The organism is Thermostichus sp. MS-CIW-37 (assembly GCF_054060065.1).
Map to the genome: position 1 here is coordinate 17,597 of NZ_JBSSCV010000002.1, position 26,370 is coordinate 43,966.

22 protein-coding genes, 1 pseudogene and 1 CRISPR repeat array are annotated in these 26,370 nt (G+C 58.1%); of the genes and pseudogenes, 8 read left to right on the forward strand and 15 right to left on the reverse strand.

Features of this window, described 5'->3' with window-relative positions; all coding sequences use genetic code 11:
- Together murD and ACVWYZ_RS01225 are read left to right on the forward strand one after the other, a co-directional pair.
- Entirely contained in the window at positions 1–1,443 is a 1,443-nt protein-coding gene (gene murD / locus ACVWYZ_RS01220) for a UDP-N-acetylmuramoyl-L-alanine--D-glutamate ligase (RefSeq protein WP_457465595.1), read from the forward strand.
- Complete coding sequence (locus ACVWYZ_RS01225; protein WP_457465597.1) at positions 1,388–2,512, forward strand: FtsW/RodA/SpoVE family cell cycle protein; 1,125 nt, start codon at positions 1,388–1,390, stop codon at positions 2,510–2,512. The genes murD and ACVWYZ_RS01225 overlap by 56 nt, the downstream gene beginning before the upstream one ends.
- Before the next feature lie 457 nt (positions 2,513–2,969).
- On the opposite strand, the gene ACVWYZ_RS01230 is transcribed toward ACVWYZ_RS01225, so the two are convergent.
- Entirely contained in the window at positions 2,970–3,593 is a 624-nt protein-coding gene (locus tag ACVWYZ_RS01230; protein ID WP_457444142.1) for a hypothetical protein, read from the reverse strand.
- 346 nt (positions 3,594–3,939) lie between these two features.
- On the opposite strand from ACVWYZ_RS01230, the gene ACVWYZ_RS01235 reads away from it, so the two are divergent.
- Positions 3,940–4,119, forward strand: coding sequence for a hypothetical protein (locus ACVWYZ_RS01235; protein ID WP_011431964.1), 180 nt, complete (start codon positions 3,940–3,942; stop codon positions 4,117–4,119).
- Positions 4,120–4,323: 204 nt separating this feature from the next.
- Here ACVWYZ_RS01235 and ACVWYZ_RS01240 read toward each other — a convergent pair whose 3' ends face one another.
- Positions 4,324–5,910 (reverse strand): NAD(P)H-quinone oxidoreductase subunit 4, encoded by a 1,587-nt coding sequence (locus tag ACVWYZ_RS01240; protein WP_457465598.1) that lies wholly within the window; start codon positions 5,908–5,910, stop codon positions 4,324–4,326.
- Between the two features lie 256 nt (positions 5,911–6,166).
- Positions 6,167–7,168: a pyruvate dehydrogenase (acetyl-transferring) E1 component subunit alpha gene (pdhA, locus tag ACVWYZ_RS01245; RefSeq protein ID WP_414350741.1), complete on the reverse strand. Its 1,002-nt coding sequence runs from the start codon at positions 7,166–7,168 to the stop codon at positions 6,167–6,169.
- 326 nt (positions 7,169–7,494) lie between these two features.
- On the opposite strand from pdhA, the gene ACVWYZ_RS01250 reads away from it, so the two are divergent.
- Positions 7,495–8,307: a phosphatidate cytidylyltransferase gene (locus ACVWYZ_RS01250; protein WP_457465599.1), complete on the forward strand. Its 813-nt coding sequence runs from the start codon at positions 7,495–7,497 to the stop codon at positions 8,305–8,307.
- A gap of 60 nt (positions 8,308–8,367) precedes the next feature.
- Here ACVWYZ_RS01250 and ACVWYZ_RS01255 read toward each other — a convergent pair whose 3' ends face one another.
- Positions 8,368–8,931: a hypothetical protein gene (locus tag ACVWYZ_RS01255; protein WP_457465600.1), complete on the reverse strand. Its 564-nt coding sequence runs from the start codon at positions 8,929–8,931 to the stop codon at positions 8,368–8,370.
- Positions 8,932–9,109: 178 nt separating this feature from the next.
- Between ACVWYZ_RS01255 and ACVWYZ_RS01260 the strand changes: the two genes are divergently transcribed.
- Together ACVWYZ_RS01260 and ACVWYZ_RS01265 are read left to right on the forward strand one after the other, a co-directional pair.
- On the forward strand, positions 9,110–11,848 hold the full coding sequence (locus ACVWYZ_RS01260; RefSeq protein ID WP_457465602.1) for a valine--tRNA ligase: 2,739 nt from the start codon (positions 9,110–9,112) through the stop codon (positions 11,846–11,848).
- Between the two features lie 224 nt (positions 11,849–12,072).
- Entirely contained in the window at positions 12,073–12,396 is a 324-nt protein-coding gene (locus tag ACVWYZ_RS01265) for an RNA recognition motif domain-containing protein (RefSeq protein ID WP_011431969.1), read from the forward strand.
- A gap of 205 nt (positions 12,397–12,601) precedes the next feature.
- Here ACVWYZ_RS01265 and cobN read toward each other — a convergent pair whose 3' ends face one another.
- The 5 genes from cobN to ACVWYZ_RS01290 all read right to left on the reverse strand — a co-directional run bounded on the left by cobN (position 12,602) and on the right by ACVWYZ_RS01290 (position 17,489).
- A complete protein-coding gene (cobN, locus tag ACVWYZ_RS01270) occupies positions 12,602–14,842 on the reverse strand; it encodes a cobaltochelatase subunit CobN (protein ID WP_457465603.1) in 2,241 nt (746 codons plus the stop codon).
- Positions 14,830–15,096 carry a hypothetical protein gene (locus ACVWYZ_RS01275; protein ID WP_414374432.1) on the reverse strand — a complete coding sequence of 89 codons (267 nt, stop codon included), beginning with the start codon at positions 15,094–15,096 and terminating at the stop codon, positions 14,830–14,832. The genes cobN and ACVWYZ_RS01275 overlap by 13 nt, the downstream gene beginning before the upstream one ends.
- Before the next feature lie 405 nt (positions 15,097–15,501).
- A complete protein-coding gene (locus tag ACVWYZ_RS01280; RefSeq protein WP_457465604.1) occupies positions 15,502–16,026 on the reverse strand; it encodes a gamma-glutamyl-gamma-aminobutyrate hydrolase family protein in 525 nt (174 codons plus the stop codon).
- A 172-nt stretch (positions 16,027–16,198) separates the two neighbouring features.
- On the reverse strand, positions 16,199–16,528 hold the full coding sequence (locus ACVWYZ_RS01285; RefSeq protein ID WP_457465763.1) for a zinc ribbon domain-containing protein: 330 nt from the start codon (positions 16,526–16,528) through the stop codon (positions 16,199–16,201).
- Complete coding sequence (locus ACVWYZ_RS01290) at positions 16,413–17,489, reverse strand: RNA-guided endonuclease InsQ/TnpB family protein (protein WP_457465606.1); 1,077 nt, start codon at positions 17,487–17,489, stop codon at positions 16,413–16,415. Before ACVWYZ_RS01290 ends, ACVWYZ_RS01285 begins: the two co-directional genes overlap by 116 nt.
- A gap of 176 nt (positions 17,490–17,665) precedes the next feature.
- On the opposite strand from ACVWYZ_RS01290, the pseudogene tnpA reads away from it, so the two are divergent.
- Positions 17,666–18,017, forward strand: a pseudogene (tnpA, locus tag ACVWYZ_RS01295) (IS200/IS605 family transposase).
- 62 nt (positions 18,018–18,079) lie between these two features.
- On the opposite strand, the gene ACVWYZ_RS01300 reads toward tnpA, so the two are convergent.
- The 6 genes from ACVWYZ_RS01300 to ACVWYZ_RS01325 all read right to left on the reverse strand — a co-directional run bounded on the left by ACVWYZ_RS01300 (position 18,080) and on the right by ACVWYZ_RS01325 (position 25,491).
- On the reverse strand, positions 18,080–19,144 hold the full coding sequence (locus ACVWYZ_RS01300) for an ABC transporter permease (protein WP_457465607.1): 1,065 nt from the start codon (positions 19,142–19,144) through the stop codon (positions 18,080–18,082).
- A gap of 43 nt (positions 19,145–19,187) precedes the next feature.
- Entirely contained in the window at positions 19,188–20,834 is a 1,647-nt protein-coding gene (locus ACVWYZ_RS01305; protein WP_457465764.1) for an ArnT family glycosyltransferase, read from the reverse strand.
- A gap of 131 nt (positions 20,835–20,965) precedes the next feature.
- A CRISPR array of direct repeats spans positions 20,966–21,244; the repeat unit is 23 nt; unit sequence AAGGACTCCGTCCCGCTTACGCG.
- A 323-nt stretch (positions 21,245–21,567) separates the two neighbouring features.
- A complete protein-coding gene (locus ACVWYZ_RS01310) occupies positions 21,568–22,644 on the reverse strand; it encodes a DUF2254 family protein (RefSeq protein WP_457465609.1) in 1,077 nt (358 codons plus the stop codon).
- A 27-nt stretch (positions 22,645–22,671) separates the two neighbouring features.
- Positions 22,672–24,168 carry a signal recognition particle-docking protein FtsY gene (gene ftsY, locus ACVWYZ_RS01315; protein WP_457465611.1) on the reverse strand — a complete coding sequence of 499 codons (1,497 nt, stop codon included), beginning with the start codon at positions 24,166–24,168 and terminating at the stop codon, positions 22,672–22,674.
- A 103-nt stretch (positions 24,169–24,271) separates the two neighbouring features.
- Positions 24,272–25,099 carry an LmeA family phospholipid-binding protein gene (locus ACVWYZ_RS01320; protein WP_457465612.1) on the reverse strand — a complete coding sequence of 276 codons (828 nt, stop codon included), beginning with the start codon at positions 25,097–25,099 and terminating at the stop codon, positions 24,272–24,274.
- 68 nt (positions 25,100–25,167) lie between these two features.
- Positions 25,168–25,491, reverse strand: a complete 324-nt coding sequence (locus ACVWYZ_RS01325) for a hypothetical protein (RefSeq protein WP_457465614.1) — start codon at positions 25,489–25,491, stop codon at positions 25,168–25,170.
- A gap of 480 nt (positions 25,492–25,971) precedes the next feature.
- On the opposite strand from ACVWYZ_RS01325, the gene ACVWYZ_RS01330 reads away from it, so the two are divergent.
- Complete coding sequence (locus ACVWYZ_RS01330; RefSeq protein WP_457465615.1) at positions 25,972–26,337, forward strand: hypothetical protein; 366 nt, start codon at positions 25,972–25,974, stop codon at positions 26,335–26,337.
- Positions 26,338–26,370: the final 33 nt, after the last annotated feature.

A 26,370-nucleotide genomic window follows, 5' to 3' on the forward strand; every position in this document is an offset into this window, starting at 1 on the left:
GTGCAACATCAAGTTTTGGGGTTAGGCATTGCGGGGCTGGCGGCAGCGCGACTGTTGCGGGCCCAGGGCTATGAAGTGCTGGTTTGGGATGAGCAAGATTCCCCTCTTCTCAGACAGCGGCAGGCCGAGCTCAATCAAGAAGGGATCCCGGTTCGGCTGGGGCAGCCTTTTCAACTGGCCGAAGGGGTGAAGCAGGTGGTGGTCAGTCCGGGCATTGCCTGGGATCACCCGCTGCTGCAGGAGGTGCGTCAACAGGGAATCCCGGTGGTGGGGGAGGCGGAGCTGGCCTGGATCTATCTTGACCACCTACCCTGGGTGGGGATCACCGGCACCAACGGCAAAAGCACCACCACGGCTCTGGTGGCGGAAATGTTCAAGGCGGCGGGGTTGCAAGGGATCCCCTGCGGCAACATCGGCCTGCCCCTGTCGCAGGTGGCTTTGGAAACGCTCCAGGGAACGCTAGAGCCGGACTGGATCGTGGCGGAGCTGAGCAGCTATCAGTTGGAAGCCAGCAGCCGCCTCATGAGCAGTACTCCTGGAGGGCCGCCGCGCATTGGGGTGTGGACCACCTTCACTCCCGATCACCTAGAACGGCATGGGACGCTGGAGCGCTATGCCAGCTTTAAGGCTCGCCTTTTGGATCGGGCCCAGTGGCGGGTGCTCAACGGCGAGGATCCCTACCTGTGCCGCCGCCGGCAGGACTGGGAAAAGACCTATTGGATCTCCCTTGCTGCCCCGCAACTCTGTTGCGATCAGGATCCCACCGCAACCGTTGACCTGCGGGAAAACCGCCTCTACATCCAGGGGGAGATGGTGGCGGAGCTGGAGGACTTTGCAGAACGCTGCCCTGGCCAACACAATCTGCAAAACCTGCTCTTGGCGGCAGCAGCAGCGCGTCTAGCTGGGCTCCCCAACGCTGCCATTCAAAAAGCCATCCGATCTTTTGCCGGCATGCCCCATCGGCTGGAGCGGGTGGCGCAAATCCAGGTGGGATCCACCCCCATCCGCTTTGTCAACGACAGCAAGGCCACCAACTACGAGGCCGGCTGGGTGGCGCTCAACGCCCTTTCCCCACCCATTATTCTGATTGCCGGAGGAAGGGCTAAGCAGGGGGATCCCGGCGCCTGGTTGCGGTTGATTCGGGCCAAGGTGGCCCGCGTGTTGCTGATGGGGGAGTCTGCCCCAGCCCTGGCAGAGGCCCTCCAGGGGATCCACTATACTGACGTTGAGCTGGTGCCAACCCTAGATGTAGCGGTGGAAAGAGCCTTTGCAGCGGCTTGTTCCCTTTCGCGTCAAGCTCAGAGCTTGGGGAAGCCCGCTCAACCCATCACCATTTTGCTGTCCCCCGCCTGTGCCAGTTTTGACCAGTACTCCAGCTTTGAACACCGTGGCAACCATTTCCGAGCCTGCTGCCAAGCCCTCCAGGGATCCCTGGAATGCTGAAGCTCGCTGGCTGCGCTGGCTCACCTTGATCTGGCTGGTGCTGGGGCTGCTGATGCTGTTTTCCGCTTCCTACCCGGTGGCTCAGCGGATCACCGGCGATGGCCTCTACTTTCTCAAGCGCCAATTGCTCTGGGCCGGGCTGGGTCTGGGCTGTTTCTGGGCTCTGGTGCAGATCCCGCTGCGGCGCTGGTTCCCCTGGGCCGGGATCCTCTGCTTGCTGGGAGTTGGCCTGGTGTGGGCCACCCAGGTGCCGGGGTTGGGGGTTTCCCGCCTGGAAGCCAGCCGCTGGCTGGATTTGAAGGTGATCCCTGTTATCCAGCCCTCGGAATTGCTCAAGCCCCTGTTGGTCTTGCAGGGATCCTGGATCTTTGGCCGCTGGTTTCACCATCCCCTCTGGTTCCGCATCCTCTGGGTGGTTATCTTCGCCTTTGCGCTCTTGGGGATCCTCGCCCAGCCCAACCTGGGCACCACGGCCATCTGCGGCTTTACCCTCTGGGTCATGGCTTGGACTGCCGGGATCCCAGCTTTCACCCTTTTGGCCACAGCGGGGCTGGGGATTCTGGCGGCTGTGGTGAGCATTCTCAGCAAAGATTACCAACGACGGCGCATCTTGGCTTTTTTGGATCCCTGGGGTAACGCCCAAGGGGATGGCTATCAGTTGGTGCAAAGCCTGTTGGCCATTGGCTCCGGCGGCCTGTGGGGCAAAGGGTATGGCCTCTCCCAGCAAAAGCTGTTCTACCTGCCCATCCAATACACCGACTTTATCTTCTCGGTGTATGCAGAAGAGTTTGGCTTGGCCGGATCCCTGTTCTTTCTGGGGTTGCTGACCTTCTACACTCTGCTGGGCTGGCGGGTGATGGGGCGCTGTCGGGAGTTGACCATTCGCTTAGTAGCCTGCGGCTGCCTGATGTTTCTGGTGGGGCAGTCGCTGATGAACATCGGCGTGGTCACCGGGGTTCTGCCTACCACAGGCGTGCCCCTGCCTTTGTTCAGCCATGGCGGCAGCTCTATTCTGGCAGGGCTGATCACAGCAGGATTGTTGGTGCGGGCAGCCCGCGAAGCAGGGTAAAGTAAGGCTGCATGTTGCCAACCCAGCAAAGGGATCCTTTCACGCAAGCAGCAAACCCAGAGGGCCAGGGATCCCTATTGGATTGGTTAGTCTCTGCTTTAGAGCGGCTTCTTATGCAGCAAAACCAAAGCTGACGTTGAAACCGAGCCTAGATCCAGCCCATTTCATCCAAAACGAGGGTAAACACCGTCGCGCAACAGGCCACCAACAGCGACACATAAGCCGGCTGACCGTGGGCAATGCAAACACCGGCTGCCACCGAAGCGCCCGCAGCTGCAGAAAAGGTACGACCTGCCCAATTGCCTTTGGAGGGTTTGTCAGAAGGATTGAATTTGTTAAACATTTTTACAGCAGAAAGAGGATTCAAAGGGAATCAATTCCATAGGAAACGGCCTCAGGTTATCACCCCCCGACTCGATTCCAGAGGGATCCAAGGCCATTCTCAATATTTCTTCGCTTAGGCTTCAATCTTTCGTAAAATTGCGCTGAGATGCTCATAATCACCCCGCAACAGACAGCTCAACTGCCGACCTGCCTGTAGAAGCCAGTTGCGATCCCGGTTCAGGATTCGGTAAGTTTGGCGAATCACGGCAGCCACCAGCTCATCGGTTGGGATCCCGTTGACCCGTAGCAGGGTGCGCAAAAACTCGAAAGAGCGGCAGAACTCCCTCACTTCCGTATCGGAGCAGAGATAAACCGGCTGGTGAATCTGGGGAGGCCGTGGCGGCAAGTACTGATAGACCCGTCCCCCGCTGACAAAGCCGACAATGGCCGCGCGGAAATCGGTGCGCAACATGGCAAAAATTTGGGGCTGTTGCTCCCGCAGCTCCTGAGGGGAGAGGCCCAAAGCCCTGGCGCGGTGGACGGTGTCGATGGGGGCGATGGCGGCATAGCAAACCACCCCGTAGATTAGGTTGCCGGTCTCTTCGTCTTGGGAGCGCGTCCAACTGCCGAGAGCAGGCATGGGTGGGAAGGTCAGACGTTCCGGCTCGAAGCACTGGGCCACAAAGGTTGTGGTGTTGGCTTCCACCACTTCTCCAAAAGCAGAGGCTGGCTGGGGAGAGATGGCCTTGGCTCTCATCGCGATCTCAGGCTCCTCAAGGGTTGCTGCTGCAGAGGCCGGCGAAGGGAGGTGGAATTCAGACCCACAGACAAGTCAAGAGAAAATAGAATCTTTCTAGGTTTTAAGACTTGTGAAGATAGGGGCAATCCCCTCGCCCAACCTTTTACCCCTTCTGCAACATTTTTCCCATCCCCGGACGGCAACTCAGCAACTCAACGGCTTATGAGATCCTCATTGCTAAGAAAGTTAGCCGATTTTGGGGATCCCTGCGTAATATATTTTTTCACACGCTCCCGCGCAAATTCGCCATCCTAAATATTAGCCATTCTAAGTATTGAGCAGTTGGCGAGCGGAGGGAGAAACAATGAATGCTCAGCAACGCGGCCAAATCATCGCTTCTGAGTGGATGATCGACAGCCAAAACCCGGTACACTCCATTTCTCGGCTCAAGCGCCGGGCAACCTATTCCGATGTAACCCTCTGGTGGTTGGTGGTGCAGCTAAACCTGATGGAACAAAACTCTATTCATACCGATCACCGATAGAATGGACGGCGCAAGAACAATCGGCCACAAGAAAATCCCAGCCCAGGGATATCCCGGATCCCAAACCCAACCTTAAAACTTAAAAAAAACAAAAGAAGAGCTGAATGTTGAGTGGGGCTGCTCCTCAAACACCAGCTCTTCTGGACAGAGAAGAAGTAGATAGAGAAAGACCGAACAAAGGGAAGCCGAGCCCTCGACCTCCTTTCAATCCTCCAGGGGCAGAGCTGCCACCTGGGCCGGTTGCACTGGCGAGGGGAAGAAAGGCCGCTGCACGATTTCAGTTGCCAACACACTGCGCAACTGGGCAGCTACCGCCACCGTTGTGACATCGTAGGTTTGGGTAGCCAGGCGTGGGTAGAAGCCAATGCCGAGAATCGGCAACAGCAGACAGAGGGCCACCGCCATTTCCCGCGGGCGCATATCCCCCAGGTAATCTTCCAAAACTAGGCCGGGATCCTGAGCCCCGTAGAACACCTGACGCAGCATGGAGAGCAAGTAAATGGGCGTCAAAATGATACCCACTGCCGCCAGCAGGGCAATTCCAGCTTTGAAGGTCGGCGCATAGGCATCGCTGGTGGTCAAGCCCAAGAACACCGTCAGCTCACCCACAAATCCGCTCATCCCCGGCAGCGCCAGAGAGGCCAGGGATCCCGCTGTAAACAGGGCAAAAGCCTTCGGCATCTGCTTGGCCAACCCTCCCAACTTGTCGAGGGCAAGGGTGTGGGTGCGCTCGTAGGTGATCCCCGTCAGGAAGAACAGAACCGCGGCAATCAGACCGTGGGAGATCATCTGCAGCACTGCCCCATTGATGCCCAGCTCCGTGAAGGCGGAGATCCCGATCAACACAAAGCCCATGTGGGCAATGGACGAATAGGCCAAGCGCCGCTTGAGATGGTTCTGACCAAAGGCCGCCAACGCCCCGTAAATGATGTTCACCACACCCAACACCGCCAGCACCGGGGCGAAGTACACGTGGGCTTCCGACAACATGCCCACATTCATGCGGATCAGGCCATAGCCCCCCATCTTGAGCAGAACTCCCGCCAAGATCATGGAAATGGGAGCAGAGGCTTCGCTGTGGGCATCCGGCAGCCAGGTGTGCAGCGGAAAAATCGGCAGCTTCACCCCAAAGGCAATCAGCAAAGCCGCATAGGCCAACAGCTCCAAGGCCAGTGGGTAAGACTTAGCGCTCAGCTCTGCCATCTCCAGGCTGAAGCCCTCGCCGTAGAAGGCCATCGCCAGGGATCCCACCAAGATAAAAATGGAGGCGGCGGCGGTGTAGAGGATGAACTTGGTGGCGGCGTACTGGCGCTTCGGCCCACCCCAAATGGAGATGAGCAGATAGACCGGCACCAGCTCAATCTCCCACATCAGGAAGAATAGAAGCATGTCCTGCGCCAGAAACACGCCCACCTGGGCACCGTACATCAGCAGCAGCAAGAAGAAAAACAAACGCGGCTTATGGGTGAGATTCCAAGCCGCCACAATCGACAGGGTCGTGATCAAACCCGACAGCAACACCAGCGGCAAGGACAGGCCGTCCACCGCCAGCGACCAGTGGAACCCAATTTGGGGCACCCAGGCGTAGCGCTCCGCCAGTTGCAGAGAAAAGTCCTGCAGGTCATAGTGCCGCGCAAAGACATAGACCATCAGGCCCAAATCAAAAGCCCCCACAGCGAGGGCATACCAACGCACCCAACGGCTCTGGGGGATCAAGGGGATCCCAAAGGCTGCCAGCAGAGGCAAGAGCACCAGCACCGACAGCCAGGGAAACTCAAGAGGATTGCTCATGACCAGGAATAAATACTCATGCTCGATACCTCAATGATATGAAGCTGTGTAAACAAATGGGAAGCGATATTTACAAAAAAATCTGCGCAATAGCGCAGATCTCGAGAAGGTTTCTCCAATGCCAATCATCGAGGATCCTCAAGGGATCCGGCGCGATAGCGCTCCGTCGGGTGGATAGGCCGCCCGAGCTGGCCAGAGAACCTTGTGGGGATCCCCCGGCAAGCGACTCCCCCGCTACCGGGGAAGTGGCCAGGATCTACTCGTCTTCGGCAAAGACAAAACGGTGCAGCTCGTCCAGGGTTGGCTCTGGGCTTTCCAGAGCAAAAAGAACCGCGTCCTCAATCACGGCGCTGACCTCCGCGTGGATGGCTTGGAAGTCTGCCTCGGACATTAGGTTGTGCTCCAGGGCATAGCGTTCCAGTTGTTTAATGGGATCCCGCTGCCGCCAGAACTCTTTTTCCTCAGGACTGCGCAGCTCGTCAGGGTCGGCAAGGGAATGGCCCCGAAAACGATAGGTGATGCACTCTAGCAAGGTGGGGCCTTCTCCGGCGCGGGCGCGGGCAATGGCCTGTTGGGCCGCCTCTCGCACCGCCAGCACATCCATCCCATCCACCTGGTAGCCGGGCATGCCAAAAGCCGGGCCTTTGCGGTAAATATCGGTGTCGGAAGTGGCGCGTTCATGGGCCATGCCAATAGCCCAGAAGTTATTTTCCACCACATAGACGATGGGCAACTTCCAGAGGGCGGCCATGTTGAGGCACTCGTAAAACTGGCCGTTGTTGCAGGCTCCATCCCCAAAGAAGCAGGCGGTTACCTGGTCAGTGCCCCGGTATTTGGCAGAAAAAGCAGCCCCCGTCGCCACTGGGATCCCTTCGGCCACAAAGGCATAGCCCCCCAAGAAATTGTGCTCCGCCGAGAAGAGGTGCATGGAACCACCCCGACCCTTGCTGCAGCCGGTGGCCTTGCCGAACAACTCTGCCATGACCGCCCGCGGCGGGATCCCGGTGCTGAGGGCATGCACATGATCGCGGTAGGTGCTGCACACGTAGTCGGTGGGCTTGAGCGCCTTGATCACCCCCGTAGAGACGGCCTCCTGGCCGTTGTACAGATGCACAAAGCCGAACATCTTGCCCTTGTAGTACATTTCGGCGCACTTGTCTTCAAACAGGCGGCCCAGCACCATGTCTTCATAAAGAAGACGAGCCTCTTCGGCAGAAATGCGAGCAGTTGTGGAGCGCGAAGTAAGTTCTTGAACCATGCTGCGGTGCAACGAATCAGAGGTATCTTAGGCGGTCAGCAGTGAGCTTTGCGGTTTGCCCATTATCTCATGCTCCAGTCTGTCTGCCACCTTACCTGGAAATCCCATCCTACAGGGCCGAAAGCGGTTGTTTCGAGGCCAAGGGAGTTAAACTGAAAGGCTAGGGCAAGAGGCGTTTCCATTGCAGCAGCCGCATCAGGACTCCGTCCCGCAAACGCGAATCTTGAACACCAGAGGGGGGGTTTCTTCTGCTCTCGGCTTGGACGTCGATCTGCTGGAGCCGGGGGCAAGAGGTATTTGGCCAGCCAACGTGACGGGGTGCGCCCATGGGAGCCCGTTGGGTTAGCGGTTTTGCGGCGGTGTTGTTTGCGTTGGCGGTCACCCTGCTAGGGGGCTGGTATTTCACCGCAGCCATTGGGCTGATCATTTTTTTGGCCCAACTGGAGTTTTTTCGCTTGGTGCAAGCCAAAGGCAATGCGCCGGCCATGCGCACCACCATGTTTTCCAGCCAGGTGCTGGTGATTTTGCAGCAGGTCAAGCCGGAATGGACGAGCCCTGCTTTTATTGTGGCGGGATCCATCATTTGTTTTTATTTGCTCTTTAAGCCCAAGGTGGCCACCATTGCCGATATTGCCACCTCGATTTTGGGGTTGTTCTACTGTGCGTTGCTGCCCAGCTTCTGGATTCGGGTCAGGGCTTTGTCTTTATCCAAGGGCATTGGCGAAGGGCTATGGATTACGCTGTTGGCCATTGGCTGCGTGATCGCCGCAGATGTAGGGGCCTACCTGTGTGGTCGGGCCTTTGGGCGCACCAAGCTCTCCATCCTCAGCCCGAAGAAAACGGTGGAAGGGGCAGTAGCCGGCATTGCCGCCAGCATGGCCCTGGCCGTGGCCGGAGCCCACGCCCTGAGCTGGCCCTGGAGCTGGCTGAGCGGCAGCGTGTTGGGGTTTTTGATCGGGTTGACCAGCCTGCTGGGCGACCTGACCGAATCGCTGATGAAGCGAGATGCCGGCGTCAAAGATTCCGGGGATCTGATCCCAGGCCACGGCGGCATTTTGGATCGGGGGGATAGCTACGTATTCACCGGGCCGCTGGTGTTTTATTTTATGGAATGGCTCAACGCTTACTCTGGGCTGTAGAGCCAGCTTGCAAGTTTGCCAAACCCAGGAGCGCCCACTAGCCGAAGGTGCGGAAGGCCCTCAATTCAAAATTGCCTGGCATTCGGGCCGCTCCAAAAACACTTCTGGCAAAATGGAATCCCCGAAGTGCCCTGGAGGTGCACTCACTATGGCAAACCCCTTCAGATCCAACTCGGTTTCGTCGTAAACCACCAGTTGCCTGAAACTGGCAACAGGATCCCCCTCCACCTCGAGAATGCGGGCTTTTCGCTGGATAATCCAAGGGGTCTCCCCTTCTAGTTCAGAAGGGGCCAGAGGGCGATCTAGGCCAAACACGAACTCTCCACTTCGACCCACAAGAGTCCACTCTGAGCTATTGGGCTTCTCTGTACCTACGAAGCAAAAGACGTAATCGCTGTACGGAACAAAATACAGGCCTACCAGCCGGGATTGTTCATCAGGGTGGCGGCGGGCACTCAAGCAAACCTCAAAACCCGGCAGAGAGGCTGGATCGACGGGCTGCCCATAACAAAGCAGGATGTCGTCTTTTGAGCGTTTCCACCACTCTTGTTGCGCGAGGGCAGGGATCCCAGGGGATAGAGCCATCAGAGCCATCAGGACCGTTGCCGTCAATGATCTGGACATAACGCCGTACCCAAAGCTGAGGATGGTAGTACCCTAGCTCGAAATCCCTCTCTAGCCGTGTGATTAGGGTCAAGACCGATGGGCCACTCTACCCCGAAGGGCAAAGGGTTGAACTGCTACTCTATAAAGTGATTCATCAAAGTGATTCATCCTTCTCAGCCGTTGGCCTATTCTCCCCATGACTGCTGCAATTTCCTCTGTCAACCTGCCCAGCCAGTACAACCCCTTCGAGACCGAGCCGAAGTGGCAGCGCTTTTGGGAGGAGAAGGGCTTTTACGTGGCGGATCCCAAGGCGCCGGGAGAGGCCTTTAGCATGGTGCTGCCCCCGCCCAATGTGACGGGCAACCTGCACATGGGCCATGCTTTTGCCTTTACCCTGCCGGATGTGGTGACGCGCTACAAGCGGATGCGCGGCTACAACGTGCTCTGGCTGCCCGGCACAGACCATGCCAGCATCGCCGTGCACACCATCCTGGAAAACCAACTGCGCCAAGAGGGCAAGACCCGCTTCGATCTGGGCCGCGAGGCTTTTCTGGAGCGAGCTTGGGCTTGGAAGGAGCAGTCGCAGGGAGCTATCAAGAGCCAATTGCGGCGGCTGGGTCTCTCGCTGGACTGGACGCGGGATCGCTTTACCCTCGACGAGGGGCTGAGCCGGGCGGTAACCGAGGCGTTTGTGCGGCTATACGAGGCGGGGTTGATTTACCGGGGCGAGTATTTGGTGAACTGGTGCCCGGCCACCCAGTCGGCGGTGTCAGACATTGAGCTAGACGACAAAGAGGTCAAGGGCCACCTGTGGCATTTTCGCTATCCCTTGGCCGAGGATCCCAGCCAGTATCTGGTGGTGGCCACCACTCGGCCCGAGACCATGCTGGGGGATACGGCGGTGGCGGTGAACCCCCAAGACGAGCGCTATTGCCATCTCATCGGCCAGTTCATTCGCCTGCCCATTAAAAATCGCCTCATCCCCATCATTGCGGATGAGTATGTGGATCCCTCCTTTGGCTCCGGGTGTGTGAAAATTACCCCGGCCCACGACCCCAACGACTTTGAAATCGGCAAACGGCACCAATTGCCCTTCATCAACATCCTCAATAAAGACGGCACCCTCAACGAAAACGGGGATCCTTTCACCGGCCTAGATCGCTTTGTGGCCCGAGAAAAGGTGGTGCAGTGGTTTGCCGAACATGGCCTGCTGGAGAAGGTGGAGGACTACACCCACACCGTTCCCCACAGCGACCGCGGCGGCGTGCCCATCGAGCCTTTGCTTTCCATTCAGTGGTTTTGCGATGTCTCGGGGATGGGGGCTCGCTGTTTGGAAGAGGAATACCAACGAAATAGCCCCCGCTTTATCCCTGAGCGCTGGACCAAAGTCTACACGGGCTGGCTGGAAAAGCTGCGCCCCTGGTGCATTTCTCGGCAGTTGTGGTGGGGCCATCAGATCCCAGCTTGGTATCCAGTCCTCAATGGCCAGCTTCTCGAGGATCCCCAAGCTTTTGTGGTGGCCCGCAACGGCGAGGAAGCGCTGCTCAAGGCACGGGAAAAGTTTGGCCCAGAAGTTGAGCGGGTGGAACAGGATCCCGATGTGCTGGATACCTGGTTTAGCTCTGCTCTGTGGCCCTTTTCAACCCTGGGCTGGCCGGAAGAGACCGAGGATTTCAAACGCTACTATCCCAACTCCCTGATGTCCACGGGCTTTGACATCATTTTCTTCTGGGTGGCCCGCATGGCCATGATGGGATCCCAATTTACCGGCCAGATCCCCTTCAAAGATGTGTACATCAATGGCCTGGTGCGGGATGAGCACGGGGCGAAAATGTCCAAAACCAAGGGAAATGGCATCGATCCCCTGGAGCTGCTGGACAAATACGGCACCGACGCCCTGCGCTATGCCCTGGTCAAAGAGGTGGTGGGGGCAGGGCAAGACATCCGCCTGGCCTACGACCGCAAGACCGGCGAGAGCGCCAGCGTAGAGGCCGCCCGCAACTTTGCCAATAAGATCTGGAACGCCTCCCGCTTTGTGTTGATGAACTTGGAGGGGCAAACCCCTGCCCAACTGGGATCCCCTGTTCCTGAAGCGCTGGAATTGGCCGATCGCTGGATCCTGTCGCGGCTGCACTCCACAGCCACCCAAGTCATCGCCGAGCTGGAAGCCTATGGCCTGGGAGAGGGGGCACGCCTACTTTACTCCCTTATTTGGGATGACTTTTGTGACTGGTACATCGAGCTGGTCAAGCCCCGGCTGCGGGGAGAAAACTTGGCTTCCAAGCGCACAGCGCAGCAGGTGCTGGCCATCGTTTTGGAAACCATTCTCAAACTGCTGCACCCCTGGATGCCCCACATCACCGAGGAGATCTGGCAGCTTCTCACCCAGGTCAATCAAACCACTTCCATCTCTGTGCAGCCCTATCCCACCCCGGATCCCACCTGGATCGACCCCCAACTGGAGCGGGAGTTTGGCTTGGTGATCCAAACCATTACCAGCCTGCGCAACCTGCGGGCAGAAACCGGCCTCAAGCCCCATCAGACCATCAGGGCCCTTTTGCTCACTACCGATCCCGCCGAGCAGCGGATCCTGACGGCTGCCCAAGCTTATATCCGGGATCTGGTTAAGGCCGAGGCTTTGGAGATTACGGGATCCCTGGCCACGGAGCCCAAACAGGTGGCGGCTGCAGTGGTGGGCACGGTGCAGGTGCTGATGCCCTTGGCGGGATTGGTGGATGTGGAAGCGCTGCGGGCCAAACTGCAAAAAGACCTGGCCAAGCTGGAAAAAGAGGCCCAAGGGATCCGCGCCCGCTTGGAGAACCCCAATTTTCTCAACCGGGCCAACCCTGAAGTGGTGCAAGCCAGTCAGGAACAACTGGCGGAGCTGGAAGCCCAGATGAGATTGCTGGGATCCAGGCTGGAGAAGCTGGGCTGAGATGGCATCAGCGCAGGCAGAGCGGCGGGGTGATGAAGGCAATCTTCCCAGGATTTGGAAAAATCGGAGTGGCGAGCCCCTACTTCTGTGTTAGGATAGGGGACGAGATCGTTGTCGGTTGTAGTGCTCGTTTCTTCTAGTCTTGACGGATTTTCACGTTTTGTATTGGCAGACGGCTCTCCGAACATCTCACCCTTTGTTACTCTCTCTTTCGGAGATCGTCTATGTCGATTTATGTTGGCAACCTTTCCTTTAAGGTGACAGAAGCGGATTTGACCGCTGTTTTTGCTGAGTACGGTTCTGTGAAGCGGGTGCAGATCCCCACTGACCGTGAGACAGGCCGCATTCGAGGCTTCGGGTTTGTGGAAATGAGCTCTGAAGCAGAGGAGCAGGCTGCCATTGCTGCTCTGGATGGGGCAGAATGGATGGGGCGCGACCTCAAGGTGAACAAAGCTCGCCCGCGAGAAGAACGCCCCACCTCAGGTTTCCGCTCTGGTAACGCGAACAGTGGCGGCGAGCGGCGGCGGAGTTTTCAATCTCGCTATTGAAACGCCCGCTAGGGCTTCCCGGTAGCTGGCCAGGGGGCACCTAGGCGCGAGCCGGTCTTGGGCTACGATTCCGGGATCCAGCTGTTTCTCTAGCCTGCTTCCATTGTTCCAACAGAGGAGTTGATGAGGGATCCCGATCAACTCCTCTTACTCTTAAGATTCTTCCTTGCTCCCTGAGAGAGGAAAATAAAACGCTTGGCTTGGGTTACGGCGAGTTCGGGGATCCCTCTGGCCAAGGATCTGTCAGGTCGGCGGTCAAGGGATCCCAGTCCCATCCCCAATCGCGGGCAATGGCCTGAGTAATCCCCAGTTGTCCGTGGCCGGGGTAGCGGGCCAGCGCTACCACCAGATCGATAAGCTGCTCACCGGCAGGGATCCGGCCAAAGATGTGCAGCCCATCGCGAATCTGGGATTCTTTTAGCTCGCAAAGATAGCCATCCAGGCGATTCCAATCTTCTTCTTTTTCCAGGTTGAACTGTTGGTCTAGATGCTCTGCTCGAACCAGCTCCTGAATCTGGGCGCGAATCAGCGGGCAGCGGCCTGGATCCATCTGTTGGGCCTGCACGTACTCATCCATCAACCGTTCCAAATTCGCCAGGGGGCCGTACAGCTCAGCACGAGTAAGGGGCGGGGTGAGGTGGTCGATAATCACTGCCTGGGCTCGCCGCTTGGCCTGGGATCCCTCTCCTGGGTCGTTGACGATGAAGGGGTAGAAGTGGGGCATTGGCCCCAGAGCAACCTCCGGGTAGCAGGTGGCGGAAAGAGCGGATCCCTTGCCGGGCAGCCATTCCAAGTTGCCGTGCTTGCCCACATGCACCACCGCTTGAACGGCGAAGACCTGCCGCAGCCACAGGTAAAAAGCCAGGTACTCATGGGGGGGCACCAGATCCGGGGCATGGTAGTTCAAGGACGGATCCCGGTCATAGCCTCGCGGGGGCTGAATGCCTACAAACACCTGCCCTAACTGCAGTCCCACCACGGGAATATCTCGAGAGGGCGGATCCCCCCACTGCCGGACGAGGTCGGTCTGGATGGGCTCAGGCAAGCGGGCAAACCACTCTCGATAAAGGGCAGCAGAAAGGCATTGCCGAGCCGGGCGCAGGGATCCCAAGGGGTCGTAGGTCTGGCCTTCGGTTAGCCAATGGATGAGTTCATCTCCAGTCTGGGGCAGGGGATCTACTGAGTAGCCAGCTCCCGCCAAAGCTCTGAGAATTTCCACACAACTGGCAGGGGTATCCAGACCCACCCCATTGGCCAGTCGCCCGTCCCGACTGGGGTAGTTGGCCAGGATCAAAGCCAGTCGCCGCTGGGAAGGGGGGGTGCGCCGCAATTTCACCCAGTTGGCCGCCAAATCGGCTACAAACTCCACCCGATCCGGCACAGCCGCATAGGCCACCACCTCCGTTTGCAAGTGGGGATCTCGCTGTTGAACCGCCTTGAAGGAAACGGCGCGGCTGATGATGCGCCCATCCACCTCCGGCAAAGCCACATTCATGGCCAGATCCCGCGCTCCCAGTCCTCGCGTGGAGTCCTCCCAGCTCTGGCGGGATCCGCTGCTAAGGATTACCTGCAAAACGGGCACATCCAATTCCTGCCACAGGCTTACATCGGGCTGGTGGCTGTCCAACCGCGCCAGCGAAAAACTGGTGGTGTTGAGCAACAGGTCAATCTGGCCGCCAAAGTGATCCCGAATGGCCTGGGGCAAGTCTGGGTCTTGAAGGCTATAGGTATACAGGCAAAGGGGTTGTAGCCCCCGCTCCACCAAGGCTTTTGCCAATTGATCCACCGGCTCTATGTTCCCCGCCAGAACATGGGCTCGGTAGAGCAAAATCCCCACCTTGGGAGCTTGGGGATCCGCCAGCGGAGCTATGGGGGGTTGATAGATCCCTAGACGAGGCAGCACTTGAGGATCCGGCACCGAATATTGGCCCCCCAGAAACTCCCTAGCCAGAAACAGCAGACAGGCGGCCACATTCTCCGCTCCCCCCTCCAGCCAGTACCGCCACACCCGATCCGCCACCGCCAGAGGCACAGTGGAATGGCTCACCAAATCCCAGTCGGGGCGATCGTCCCCAGGAATGACGATCAGGGTGGATCCCTCCAAGGACTCCGTCCCGCTACCGCGAACGGCGGCCACCTGCTTGGCCACCTCCAGGCCATAGCTCCAGTAGGATCTCCCCCCCAACAGGCGGATCAAGATTAGCCGGGCCTGCCGCAGCACCTTCTCGGCGTAGTCATCCAGGCTGAGGGGCTGTTGCAACTGCAGCAGATTAGCTGCCCGTATGGCCGGAAAGTCTTGGGGCAAAAGACGGATGGCCGCGCTCAAAGCCGTCAGGTCCGTATCGGCTGCCGAGAGAACAACAATGGGAGCAGGATCCTGCTCCAAGAAAATGACGCCGGATTGGGAAGGATCCCATCCCCCTGGCAAAGCAGCTATTCGGTGCATGGCCGCTCTCCCAAGGGAAGGAAGCTCAGGCTTAGCGACTGTACTTGAAGCACAGAAGCACCCCAGCTCCCAGCGCTCAACTGGTCAGGAAGGGCTCCCGTAGTGGTTCCCGCTACCCAAGCATTGCCCTGTCCAAAGTGCTCCGCACCGCTGGCGCGAAAGTGCTCCGCACCGCTGGCGCGAAAGTGCTCCGCACCGCTGGCGCGAAAGTGCTCCGCACCGCTGGCGCGATCGACAGCAATAGAGTCAGCCACCTCATTCGCAGGAGTTCCGAACTGGCGAGCCCACTCGATTGAATGCGAACCGTAGGCTCTCAGAAGAATTGAACTGGCAAAAAAAGTTAAAGCACTTGCGAAAACTAACCTGCCCACCCTTTTTTTCATATCCTTCAAGTCCCCCCTTGCCGACTAGGGCAGCACCGCCTAGAGCCTAGCATGGGGCAGCTTTCTGCTGGCTACTGGGGTGTTGAGCTGCCGCAGAGGGATCCCGCCCTGGCAAAGCCTCAGCCTAACGAGCGTATTTGAGTACCAAGACATCTTTCATGCCCGCAAGGACTCCGTCCCGCTGACGCGTTCGCGTTAGCGTCGCGTAGCGACAAAGGACTCCGTCCCGCTGACGCGATTGGATGAATCCCGCTATCCAGACATTCCCCATCTCACCTACAGCGATGGAAAAAGCCCCGTCACCCCTCCCGCCTGAAAACTGGCGAAGCCAAAGCGAGTTGCCCAAGGACTCCGTCCCGCTACCGCGAAAGGACTCCGTCCCGCTACCGCGAACAGCTTGCCGCCACTGACCACATTTAACAATTGCATCCCCCGGCAAATGCCTAAAACAGGGATCCCCTGGGCCAGCACGGCCTGAGCCAAGGCCACCTCAAATCGATCCCGCTCCGCGTTCACATAGCGCACCTGGGGATGTTGCGGATCCTCTCCAAAGGACTCCGTCCCGCTACCGCGAAAGGTGCTGGGGCAGAGGTTGCCGCCACCGGTCAACACCAGGCCATCCACCCAAGACAGCAAAACCTGGGGCTCGCTTTCGCCTGGGGGAAAAAGAACAGGGATCCCTCCGGCAGCACGAATGGCATCCACATAGCGGCCTGGCGCTACAAAGTCTCCCTCGTCATTGCGGTTGCGGGTGGTAACGCCGATGAGCGGTCGATTTGAAAAAGGGGATGTCCGATTCATCCTTCTACGATAACCTTATTTCCCGATGTTGATGGTGCTATGCCTACGGCAGAAGAACCGCACCACTGTCCTGAGCAGAAAAATCCAAAGTTTTCCCCCGCGATAGGAGTTAAATCTCGTTGTTGCGCAACGCTAACGCAAAGGGATCCCAGAAATCGCCGAAGCCAATGAACTACCCCACCGCATAGGCGGATGGGGTTTCTGATGCCCCATCCACTTGACGGCAGGATTTTAGTCTCTTCCTCTGCCCCAGTTGCTTCATAGACCCGCAGGTCTTTGAAGTAGAGCTGAGACATCCAAGACTCACGAGGCTGGTTCCCAACCCCGGTTGCCGATTAGTGGCAACGTTGTACATCACCATCACCGAGCCCCGATCCCTGGGGATTTCAAACCCACAAGCCGAGCAGACATGATAACGGTTGCTCAAGTCCGCCCAGTTCGGGTGTACCGCACCACACTTGGGACAGCGTTGGCTCGGTTTGATGGCCTTGGTGGGAAGCAGGAGAACCAAACCTCCCTTCTGTTCGATTTTGTAGGTCAGCATCCGATTGAGTGTGCCGAAACCCACCGACAAAATCGACTTGTTTAGCCCTGCCTTGCGCTTCCCACCCTTGCGGGTCATCCCTTTGATATTTAGCTTCTCCGTTACGCCGTTCGCCTACGGCGGCGCGGAGCGCTTCGCCATAACGACAAGCTATCTCTGACGTAACTTTGTGTTGCCAGTCTCTTCTCTGACGAGCAGCCTTTGCTTGCAGTTGCGCTTCCCGCCGGTGAATTTTCTTCCATCTCCTGGAAGCCTTTACGCCCTTTTTAGGGGCACGCTTTCTCCGCTTCAACTTGGCAAGCTTGCGTATTTTCGCCTCACTTCTCTGAGTAAAGCGAGGGTTAGTAATCTCCTGAAACTCCGCCCCATCAAACAAAGTCAGGGCGGTCTCTGTACCCAAGTCATAGGCAACTATAGATTCGTACTGCAAATCCGACTGTGAACCAAACTTAGGTTCAGGTATCGCCACCTCGACCGTGAACGAGGCAAACCACTGCCGCCGGGACGGCTTGTAGACAAGGGTCAGCGTTGTTGGCACGCCCCAATGCTTGGCTTGACCACGCATTTTCAGGGTCATGCCCAAGTCATTGAGTGTGACCGTGCCATGCTTTCCCGTGCTGTTGACCTTCCACCCCGACCGGGCAGGATACGTCCAGCCCGAATACCGGCGAATGGACTTGAACCTTGGCTTCCTGTTCAGTCCTTGGAAAAACCGTTGGTAAGCCACATCGACTCGCTTGACGGTGGCTTGCAGGGCTTGGGAGTTCAGTTGAGCAAACTCCGGCCACACCTGCTTGAACTCAGGCAGCAGATTCTGTTGCTCCAAGTAGCTAACCGTCCTGCGGTTGCGTTTGTATTCATACTCCCGATGAGCGATGCAGGCGTTGTACAAGTAGCAGTGGAGACGACGAGCAGACAACAAAACCTTTTGTTGTGCTTTGTTTGGATACAGTCGAAATGTCTGCCTTCTTGTTACCACTGCCCTTTTACCTAGCTCTCGCCCTTCAGTCGATTATTAGTATATCAAATTTTTGCGGTTAGGAGAAATTGCCATGACCCAACTAACTTAGGAGCGGTGCTCATGTCGTTTTCAGGATTTACCTGCACATTGTGTTTGTGACCAAGTACAGGCGCAAAGTTTTGACTGAAGCGATGTTAGAGGCGATGAAACCTGTTTTGGAATGGGTACTATCTGCAAACCGATGTTTTCTAACCTGAATTTCAAGAGGAACCGGATCATGTACATTTGCTGATTGACTTGCATCCCGATAACAATATTTCCCATCTAGTTTCGTCTCTAAAGTCAGCATCAAGCCGAATACTGAGGCAGCAATTCAAAGCAGAAATAGACAAGGTGTACTGGGGTAAAGCCAAGCTTTGGCATGATTCCAAGTGCATTATTTCCTGTGGCGGCGCACCGTTGGAAACAATAAAATCCTGTATCTAAAATCAGTCGGGCGGTGCTATCTATCCCCACCCTGTAGAGGGTGGGGAATTCCGCACGTTTTGTTAACCTTTCCCCAGGAAATAGCGGCGGCTGATCCCTTGGGCCAACAAGACGAACAACACCAGGGATCCCTGAATCACACCGGCCAAAGAAGACTCCAATTGCAAAGAGAGAGGCAGTTGCAAGCTGCCGATGTTAAGACTGCTGAAGAAAAAGGCAATCGGCAAAATCAGCAGGGGGTTAAAGCCTGCCAGCATCACCACCAACAAGGCCAGAAAGCCCAAATTGCTGGAGATATTGGGGATGAGGCGATGGAACAGAGCCAACACCTGCAAGGCGCCCGCCAGCCCTGCTAAGCCCCCACAGCAGGCAAATGCCATGAGCAACCTGCGGGTAGCCGGGATCCCCAGCCGGAAAGCAGCTACAGGGTTTTTCCCCACCGCCCGCAACTGCAGGCCAAAGCGGGTGTTGCGCACCACCAGCACTGTCAGGGCCAAAGCCAACAGGGCCAGCAGCAACGCCACCGGACTGGCCTCTGACCGCCCCCAGGTGGGCAGCCACAAACGGGGATCCAACACTTCCGTCCCGCTCATGGAAGCCACCCCCGGCCTTTTCCAAGGGCCGAAGATCAGGTAGAGCACCCAACCTTGGGCAACAAAATTCAGCCCCAGACCGGCGAAGATCTCGTTGACCCGCCCCCACACATTCAGGATCCCAGCCAACAGGCCCCAGCCCGCCCCGCCCAGGATCCCGGCCAAAAGCGCCAAGGTAATGACCAGTGGCGGCGGCAACCATCCCGCTTCCAGACGCACCAGAAACGTGGCCGCAATTGCCCCGACCACCATTTGCCCTTCGATGCCCAAGTTGTAGAGACCGGCAACAAACGTAAACACCAGCCCACAGCAGCAGAGGACAAGGGGAGCCAGCGTTGCCAAAACCCGGCCAAACTGAGCTTCAGTGCCGAAGGCCCCCTGCCACATGCTGGCCGCCACCTGGAGAGGGGAAGCCCCCGCCAGCAGGATCACCCCCGCCACAAATAGCAGCGCTGCCAGCCAAGCCAATCCCTGGATTACCCAGGTACGCTCTAGAGACACCCACGACCGGCCCGATTCCGCTATTCCCGCCATGCTTTAACACTTCCTAGGATTCTTAAACTTAAGATTTTTAAACTCAAAGAGGCTCCCCGCTGCCCTGCTCCGAAAGGGGATCCAAACGGCGCACCAGTTGCCAGCCCTCCACCGCCGCCAGAGGTTGTAACCCCAAATCCCGGATCTCCACCTTTTCTGCCTGCACCGGAGATACCCAAAGGTAGTCTCCATGCTCCCCTCGTCGCAGAGCCTGATCATCCACCCATCTCCCCGGATTAGGGGTATAAAAAGCGATGGCCTGAGCCTGACAGACATCCGGCAAGCCGCTGCGGCCAATATCCACCACCGTCTCCCCAGCCTCTGTCGAGGACTCCGTCCGAATAGCGCGAACGGACGGGGGCAGCATTTGGTTCCAATCCATTTGGGCAAAAGCAGGGCTGAAATTGCCAAAATCAGGCCGCAAGACGATGGTGATCATGGCGAGGATCCCGGCCAACAAGAGGGTTCCCACCCACAGCTCGCCGGCGCAGCGCAACACCCGCCACCAACTGCAGATCCCTGGCAGCAAGAGGTACAAAACACCCATCACCACCAGCGGCCAAGCATGAGGCTGTAGGAGCTCCAGACCGTCTACACCTAGCCGGACGGCCACCCCCAAACCCAACAGCAGCAGCCCCACCGCTGCCAGGCCCCAAGAGATCACCTGAGCCAGACGGGGCTTTAAGTGCAAGGACTCCGTCCCGCTAACGCGATCCGCACCGCTGACGCGACCCCGCATAGCCAACGCTTGATCCAAGGCTACCCCGGCCAAGAGAGCCAGCCAAGGGTAAAGCTGCACGGTGTAGTAGGGGGTTTTGGTGGGATAAAGCTGCAACAACAACAGCAGCAGCAGGGGGAAAGACCAGATCAGCAGCGTGGATCCCGGCTGCTGGCGCACCAGGAGAAAGCCACCCACCAAAGCCAAAACCGTCCACGGGAAGCCATGAACGGGAATGTGCCAAAGGTAGTACCAGCCGGTGGCATCCGCATGGAAGGGCTCTTGCCCCAGATCCCACACCTTCCCCACCAGGGTGGTCAGCACCTGTGGGCCATACACCTGCATGGCTGGACCTAGCCAGAGGCCAAAAATCCCCAAGCCCAGCCCAAGCGCCAGCCAAAATGGGGCGGATCCCATCCAGCGGCGCCGTTGCTGCACGAGATAGGGGATCAAAGCCGCCCCCGGCAGCAGGATCATGGCACTTTTCATCAGCAGGCCCAGCCCGAAGGCCACTCCGGTTAGCCAAAACCAAACCCTGTGGCCGCGGATACCGTTGACCAGCCCCAGGATCCCCAGCAGCTCCAGAAAGGTCAAGGGCACATCCTGCCCCACCAGCCGCCCCTGCTGCACCCAGAGGTAGCACAGGGGCAAAACCGCCATCCCCAAAAAGGCCGCCCGCATCGGCAAAAAAAACCACCCAATCCAACCCACCAGGGGAATGGAGAGCAAAGCAGCGAGGATCCCTGGCAGCCGCGCTGCCCACTCGTTTACCCCGTACAGGGCAAAACTGAGGGCCACGCTCCAGGTGAGCAGAGGGGGTTTCTCGAAAAAGGGCTCTCCCAAAAAAGTGGGCCCCAGCCAATCCCCTCTCCGCAGCAGCTCGCGGGCCATCTGGGCGTAAAAGCTCTCGTCGCAGCCGGCCAAACTGGGATCCGCCCCCGAGAGCACAAACAGGGGCACCGCCAAGCCCATCATTAGCAGGCTGAGGCCCCAAAAGGGCAGCAGATGAGGATTGCGGCGAAACCGGACAAAGGAGCTGGATCCCGGCAGGGATCTGCGGCTAGGAGAACTGCCCAGACGGTTGGGGTTGCCGAAAGGACGCATGGGACTCCGTCCCGCTAACGCGATGGGACAAGTCAGCAAGGGGCGGCTCTAACCAGACTAGACAAGGACTCCGTCCCGCTTACGCGATCGGCAGAATTTTTTAGGGAAGCTCCAGAGATCCAGAGGAGCTCTAAGGACTCCGTCCCGCTTACGCGATCAGCTTATCTGCCGGCAAGGTTAAGCCCTGAAACCAGCTAAAAAACTGCAAGGACTCCGTCCCGCTTACGCGTTCGCGTTAGCGTCGCGTAGCGACAAAGGACTCCGTCCCGCTTACGCGATCGGCATAGGGCCAAAGAGCGGGCTCCAAGTAGTAGAAGTTCTCCCCCCGGTCGGTAAACTCCCAAAACTCTGCAGCCGTAGAGAGCAGCTCTTGGTGGATGCTCTGCAGGCGCGCCAGGGGCTCGTGCTGCATATCCTGATAGAAAGGACTCCGTCCCGCTTACGCGATCAGCCTGGCCCAGTCCTCCCGGCCACGACTGAGGAAAAAGGACTCCGTCCCGCTGACGCGAAAGGCTGCCAAGCGGACTTGGGTTTTGCGGATCCCACGCAGGGTGGTTTCCTGTTGCTCGCTTAAGGACTCCGTCCCGCTGACGCGTTCGCGTTAGCGTCGCGTAGCGACAAAGGACTCCGTCCCGCTGACGCGAACGGCAAACAAGGCTTGATACTGCCGCAGTATCTTCAGCTCCAGCCAGGATCCCTCTGCCTCAATCTGGCTCAAGAGTCCCTTATCCACCGAAGCAAAGTCTGGATCCCGCCGCAGAGCCGGGGTAAAGAGAAACCAGGCAGGGGGCAGTTGTGCTTTGTGAGCAGCATAGAAGACCCACAGAGACTTCAAGCTGTCCAAGGCTTCCAGGAGAATGCTCCCCTCCTGCTGACGGAGAGCACTGGTGGCGATGCTTTTGATTTCATCCAGAGCCGAGAGGCAGCGCTGATGAGCTGGCGAGCATTCGCCCATTGGAGAGTGCTGCTCTGTTGCTATGCCTACGGCACCCTGTATTCCTGCGCATCGCTGTTGCTGCACAACGTTGTCGTGACGAGGCCGCAGTTGCAGTGAACAACGGGAGAAATAGCCCCTCTTGGATCCGGAGTCCGATCCTGATCTCCTGGAAGCAAGGGATCCCAGGATGGCCTGCCGCACTTGCTGCTCAATGCGATGGATAATCGAAGCCGGCTGCAAAAAGTGAAACACGAAGCGAAAGTAGGGGATCAGCATCAAAAACGAAGCTGTGCCCAGCAGCAGATTCAGACCGATGAGCAGCCCCAGACGTTGTTGCTCCACACCGCCGACGCGAACGTAAAGGCTCAGGGCTGCCGAACTCCACAAACTGACCACATTGGCCAGAATCAGGAAAAAGAAGAGGTAGAAATTGACTTTCTCGCGCAAAAACAGCTCCGTGACCTTGGGGGTGAAGCGATCCGCGCTCAACTGCACCACAATGGCCACCACCGAGAGGGTAAAGCCCAGCACCCCCGACAACACCTGAGCCAAGGTGGTTACAAATTCCTGCAAAGCTTCTGTATCCTGCGTGGATCCCGCCCGAACCAGGTTCAACCCGCTCTGGATCCAGCGGTGCCCACCCCAAGCCCAAAGCAAACCTGCCCCCACCACTGCAGCACTCCAGGGTAGAAAGCGGGGGCGACGCCCAACAAAGCCTGGATCTGTGTGTCTCTCTTTCACAATGGCCCTTCTCAGAGAGGGGGTGCCTCAATACTCGCTTAGAAGAGCTTCCACAAACTCGTAGCTGGAAAAAGGCCGCAGATCTTCTAGCCCCTCGCCGGCGCCGATAAAGCGGATGGGCAGGTTCATCTGCTGCGTAATGGCCAGGGCAATCCCCCCCTTGGCGGTGCTATCCAGCTTAGTCAGGATCACACCGCTCAACTTGGCAGCCTCGGCAAACACCTCGGCTTGGCGCAACCCGTTTTGCCCTTGGGTGGCATCCAGCACCAGAAGGCTTTCTACCTTGGCTTCGGGAGCTTTTTTGTCAACGATGCGGCGGATCTTGGCCAGCTCGTCCATCAGGTTTTTCTTGTTTTGCAGACGGCCTGCCGTGTCCACCAACAGCAGCTCTGTGCCCCTGGCCTTGGCGGCTGTGATGGCGTCAAAAACCACCGCTGCCGGATCGGCATTGGGAGAGGGATTGGCGATTACCTCTACCCCTGCTCGCTCTGCCCAAACCTTGAGCTGCTCCACAGCAGCAGCCCGAAACGTATCAGCAGCAGCAATCAGACAGCGGTACCCAGACTCGCGGGCAACATGGGCAATTTTGCCAATGGTGGTGGTCTTGCCCGCCCCATTCACCCCGACAATCAACCAAATGTTGAGCGTGTCCCGTTGCGGCGCAAAGGTGGGATCCCCCACCGTCAACATCTGCCGCATCTGCTGCTTGAGGTATTTGACGGCCTCCTCTGGGGGCACCACCTCCTCTCGCATACGCTTTTGTAGGGCTTGGATGATCTGCTCGGTGGCGTCGATCCCCACATCGGCCTGCAGCAACAGGGCCTCAATTTCTTCCACAGCCTTCTGATCCAGAGGGCCGCGGCCTACCAGGGCTTTCAACTGGTTGATCAGGTTAAGGCGGGTTTTGCCCAAGCCTCGCCGCAGCTTTTGCAGCCAGGAGATTTCCTCAACGGAAATCTCTTCCGGTTTGCGCCCTTGGGCCGCCAGGATCTCGGCTGACCAGCGGAAGCCCTCATCGAAGACCAGCTCTTCCGGCCCCGTCTCTGGAGAGGGAGCAACGGCTGGAGTCACCGGCTCGGGTTTGGGCTCATCCACGGCGCTGGCTTGCAGGGCTTGGAGACGCTCAGCAGCACGGGGAGCCAGATCGAAAAACGAGGGAGCTGCCGCCGGCTGCACAGGGGGCGATTCTGGAGATGCTGGTTCTTGTGTTGGAGTGGAGGACTGGACGGGTTCACGGGGTTCTGCTTGGGCAAGTGGGCCGGAGTCCTCAGTCGAGGCCGGTGGCTGCAGCTGGACGGATTCTGCAGGGATCCCTTCCGCTGGCGCAGGTGGGACAGAGTCCTGGGTTGCCGGTGGGGCTTGGGCAGCAGCACGGGCCTTCAGGTTGGCATAGGCGGCTTTGGCGAAGGCCAAATAGTCTTCCGGGGAGATCTCCGCCGGTTCCGGGGCCGGTGGCGAAGGCTCTGCTTCACCAGAAGAGTCGGTAGAGTCGGTATAGCGGCGGCGAAACCAATCGAAGGCCATAATCCCATCTCCAGCCTGGCTGATCTTTATCCAGTTTGACAGAGCAGCTCTCCTGCTAGAGCGCAGCCCTGGGGAGCTCATCCCTGCTCAATGGGGATCCCCGTTAGCGGGACAAAGTCCTTTCCAGCGTCTCCACCCGCACAAACCCAATCACCTGCAATTGGTCAGGCTCTATCTCCAGGCTGAGCACCCGCACCAGAATCCCGCTCTCTTCCAGCTCTTGCAGGTCAAACACCTCATTGAGCCCGCCCAAAAACGCTGCTGAGATCTCATCAGGAACCCGTACAGAACCGATCACAAACTCCGGATTCTCCAGCTTTAGGCTGCGCCCTTCCTCCATGCGGATTCCAGCGTTGAACACCACCTCCACTGCTCGCGTTGGCTGGACGGAGTCCTTCTGCTCGGTACCGCCGTCTTCCTCCACCAAAAGGGCAGAGAGCTGAATGCGGTTGGGATCCAAAAACTCGACGCGGGGCTGACGCAGATCGAAACGGCGAGCTTCCCTTCCCGCTCCCCCAAAAGGCAGATCGGCCCGGAGATCCTGAAACTGGCGGAGCACCTCTGGCATGTTGAGGGCAGCATTCAAGTCCTCTTCTCGCACCACCACCCGCACCGCAGCTTGCAGAGGTCGCGTCAGGCGCAAGGGAGCCCCCTGGAAAAAAGAGGGGTCAATTGCCACCGGATCGGTTTCCAGCTCCAGAAGCTCGATGCGGGGAAAGGGCGCTCGATAGAGCCCGCGACCGGCGATCAGCAGGCGATCCGCTTGGCCATTCAGCAGCCGGTAATTGGGCTGGCTTTGGATGCGCACCTCCAAAACCTCTGCCCGATCCAACTGATCCAACAGAAGCTGCCGCGCCGTCTGATCCGCCAGATAGCTCGCTCCTCCTCCCAAGCCCGCCAACAGCCCCAAGAGAACTGCCAGGATCTCCATGATCACTGCCCTGCTGTGCCCTAACCTAGGTTAGCAAGGGGATCCCTGGCCCACCTTGGGGATCCGGGCTAGCGCATCACCTTGAGGGGGCTGGCCTCAATGGGGCGATTGCCCATAAAGGTTTTGGCAATTTTCAGGCCATCAGCCATTATCGGGCGATTGAGCGTGGGATCATGAATGAATTTGGCCCCAGAGGCAACCGTTGGGCGTCCCTCGCCCCAGGTGTCCACGACTTTGAGAGTTGCAGCAGTAACTGGACGTCCGTCGGCATAGTAATCCACCACTTTCAGGGTCGAAGCCCCAACCGGACGGTGGTCAATCTCAATTTCGCTGAACTTGACAGGGCTGGGAAACACCGGTGGGCCGGATTTCTCCTCCAGCAGTACCGGCATCTGAGCAGCCCCGGAGGCTCCATCAGCAGGCAGGGGAGCCAGGTTTAGAGCATTACCCGTTTGCGTTGGCGGAAGAGCGTCCTTTCCCATAGAAGAAGCCTCTTGCTCTGGAAGCGTGCCGGAATGACCATTTGGAACGGCCATAAGAAACTCCTGAGTTGGTAGAGATAATAGAGATAATGAACAAAACAGGACGGGAAAGGGCAGGAAGCTAGATCCCAGTGGAGCGCTGCAGAAGAGGGATATCCTTGGCAAGGCTAAAGGTTGGCCTCCCCAAGTTCAAATGAGTGAGACTGAATCTCGAATCTAAAAATATTCTAAACCAAAGTTTGGCATGGGATCCGCCGGCTGTGACCCAACGGTTCCTGAGACGATGCCGGCCAGTCGCGTTAGCGTTGCGCAGCTATGACGTCCTCTTCGCTTCAGCCACTCCCTGGCAAAATCCAAAGCGGACGGTACACTAGTGAGTTAGCAAAGTCTATGGCAGGGATCCCCTATTCCTATTGGCGCTGGGCAAGGTGGGCTACACCGGCTCTGTGGGCGTTGCTGCTTTGGTCTGCTCCTGCGGCTTGGGCTTCTGCCCCGGATGCGCCCCCATTTGACTTGGGTGTCGTCCGCTCCCGTTCTTTGCCGTGGAGACATCCTCTCCTTGTTCCCGAGCAGAAGGATCCCATCCCAGCCACTCGCGTTAGCGGGACGGAGTCCTGGGTTGAGGTCGAGGTGACAGAGCATCCCTTTCTGGAGTTCACCCTTGAAGAAAGCAACGCAGCTATTGCCCTATTCGGCTGTGATTGCCCGGCCCACCTCAACCAGTTGCGGAGACTGCGTGGCCTGCCTTTGCTGTGAAGCATAGCTCCACCAGTAGCCATCCCCGACCAA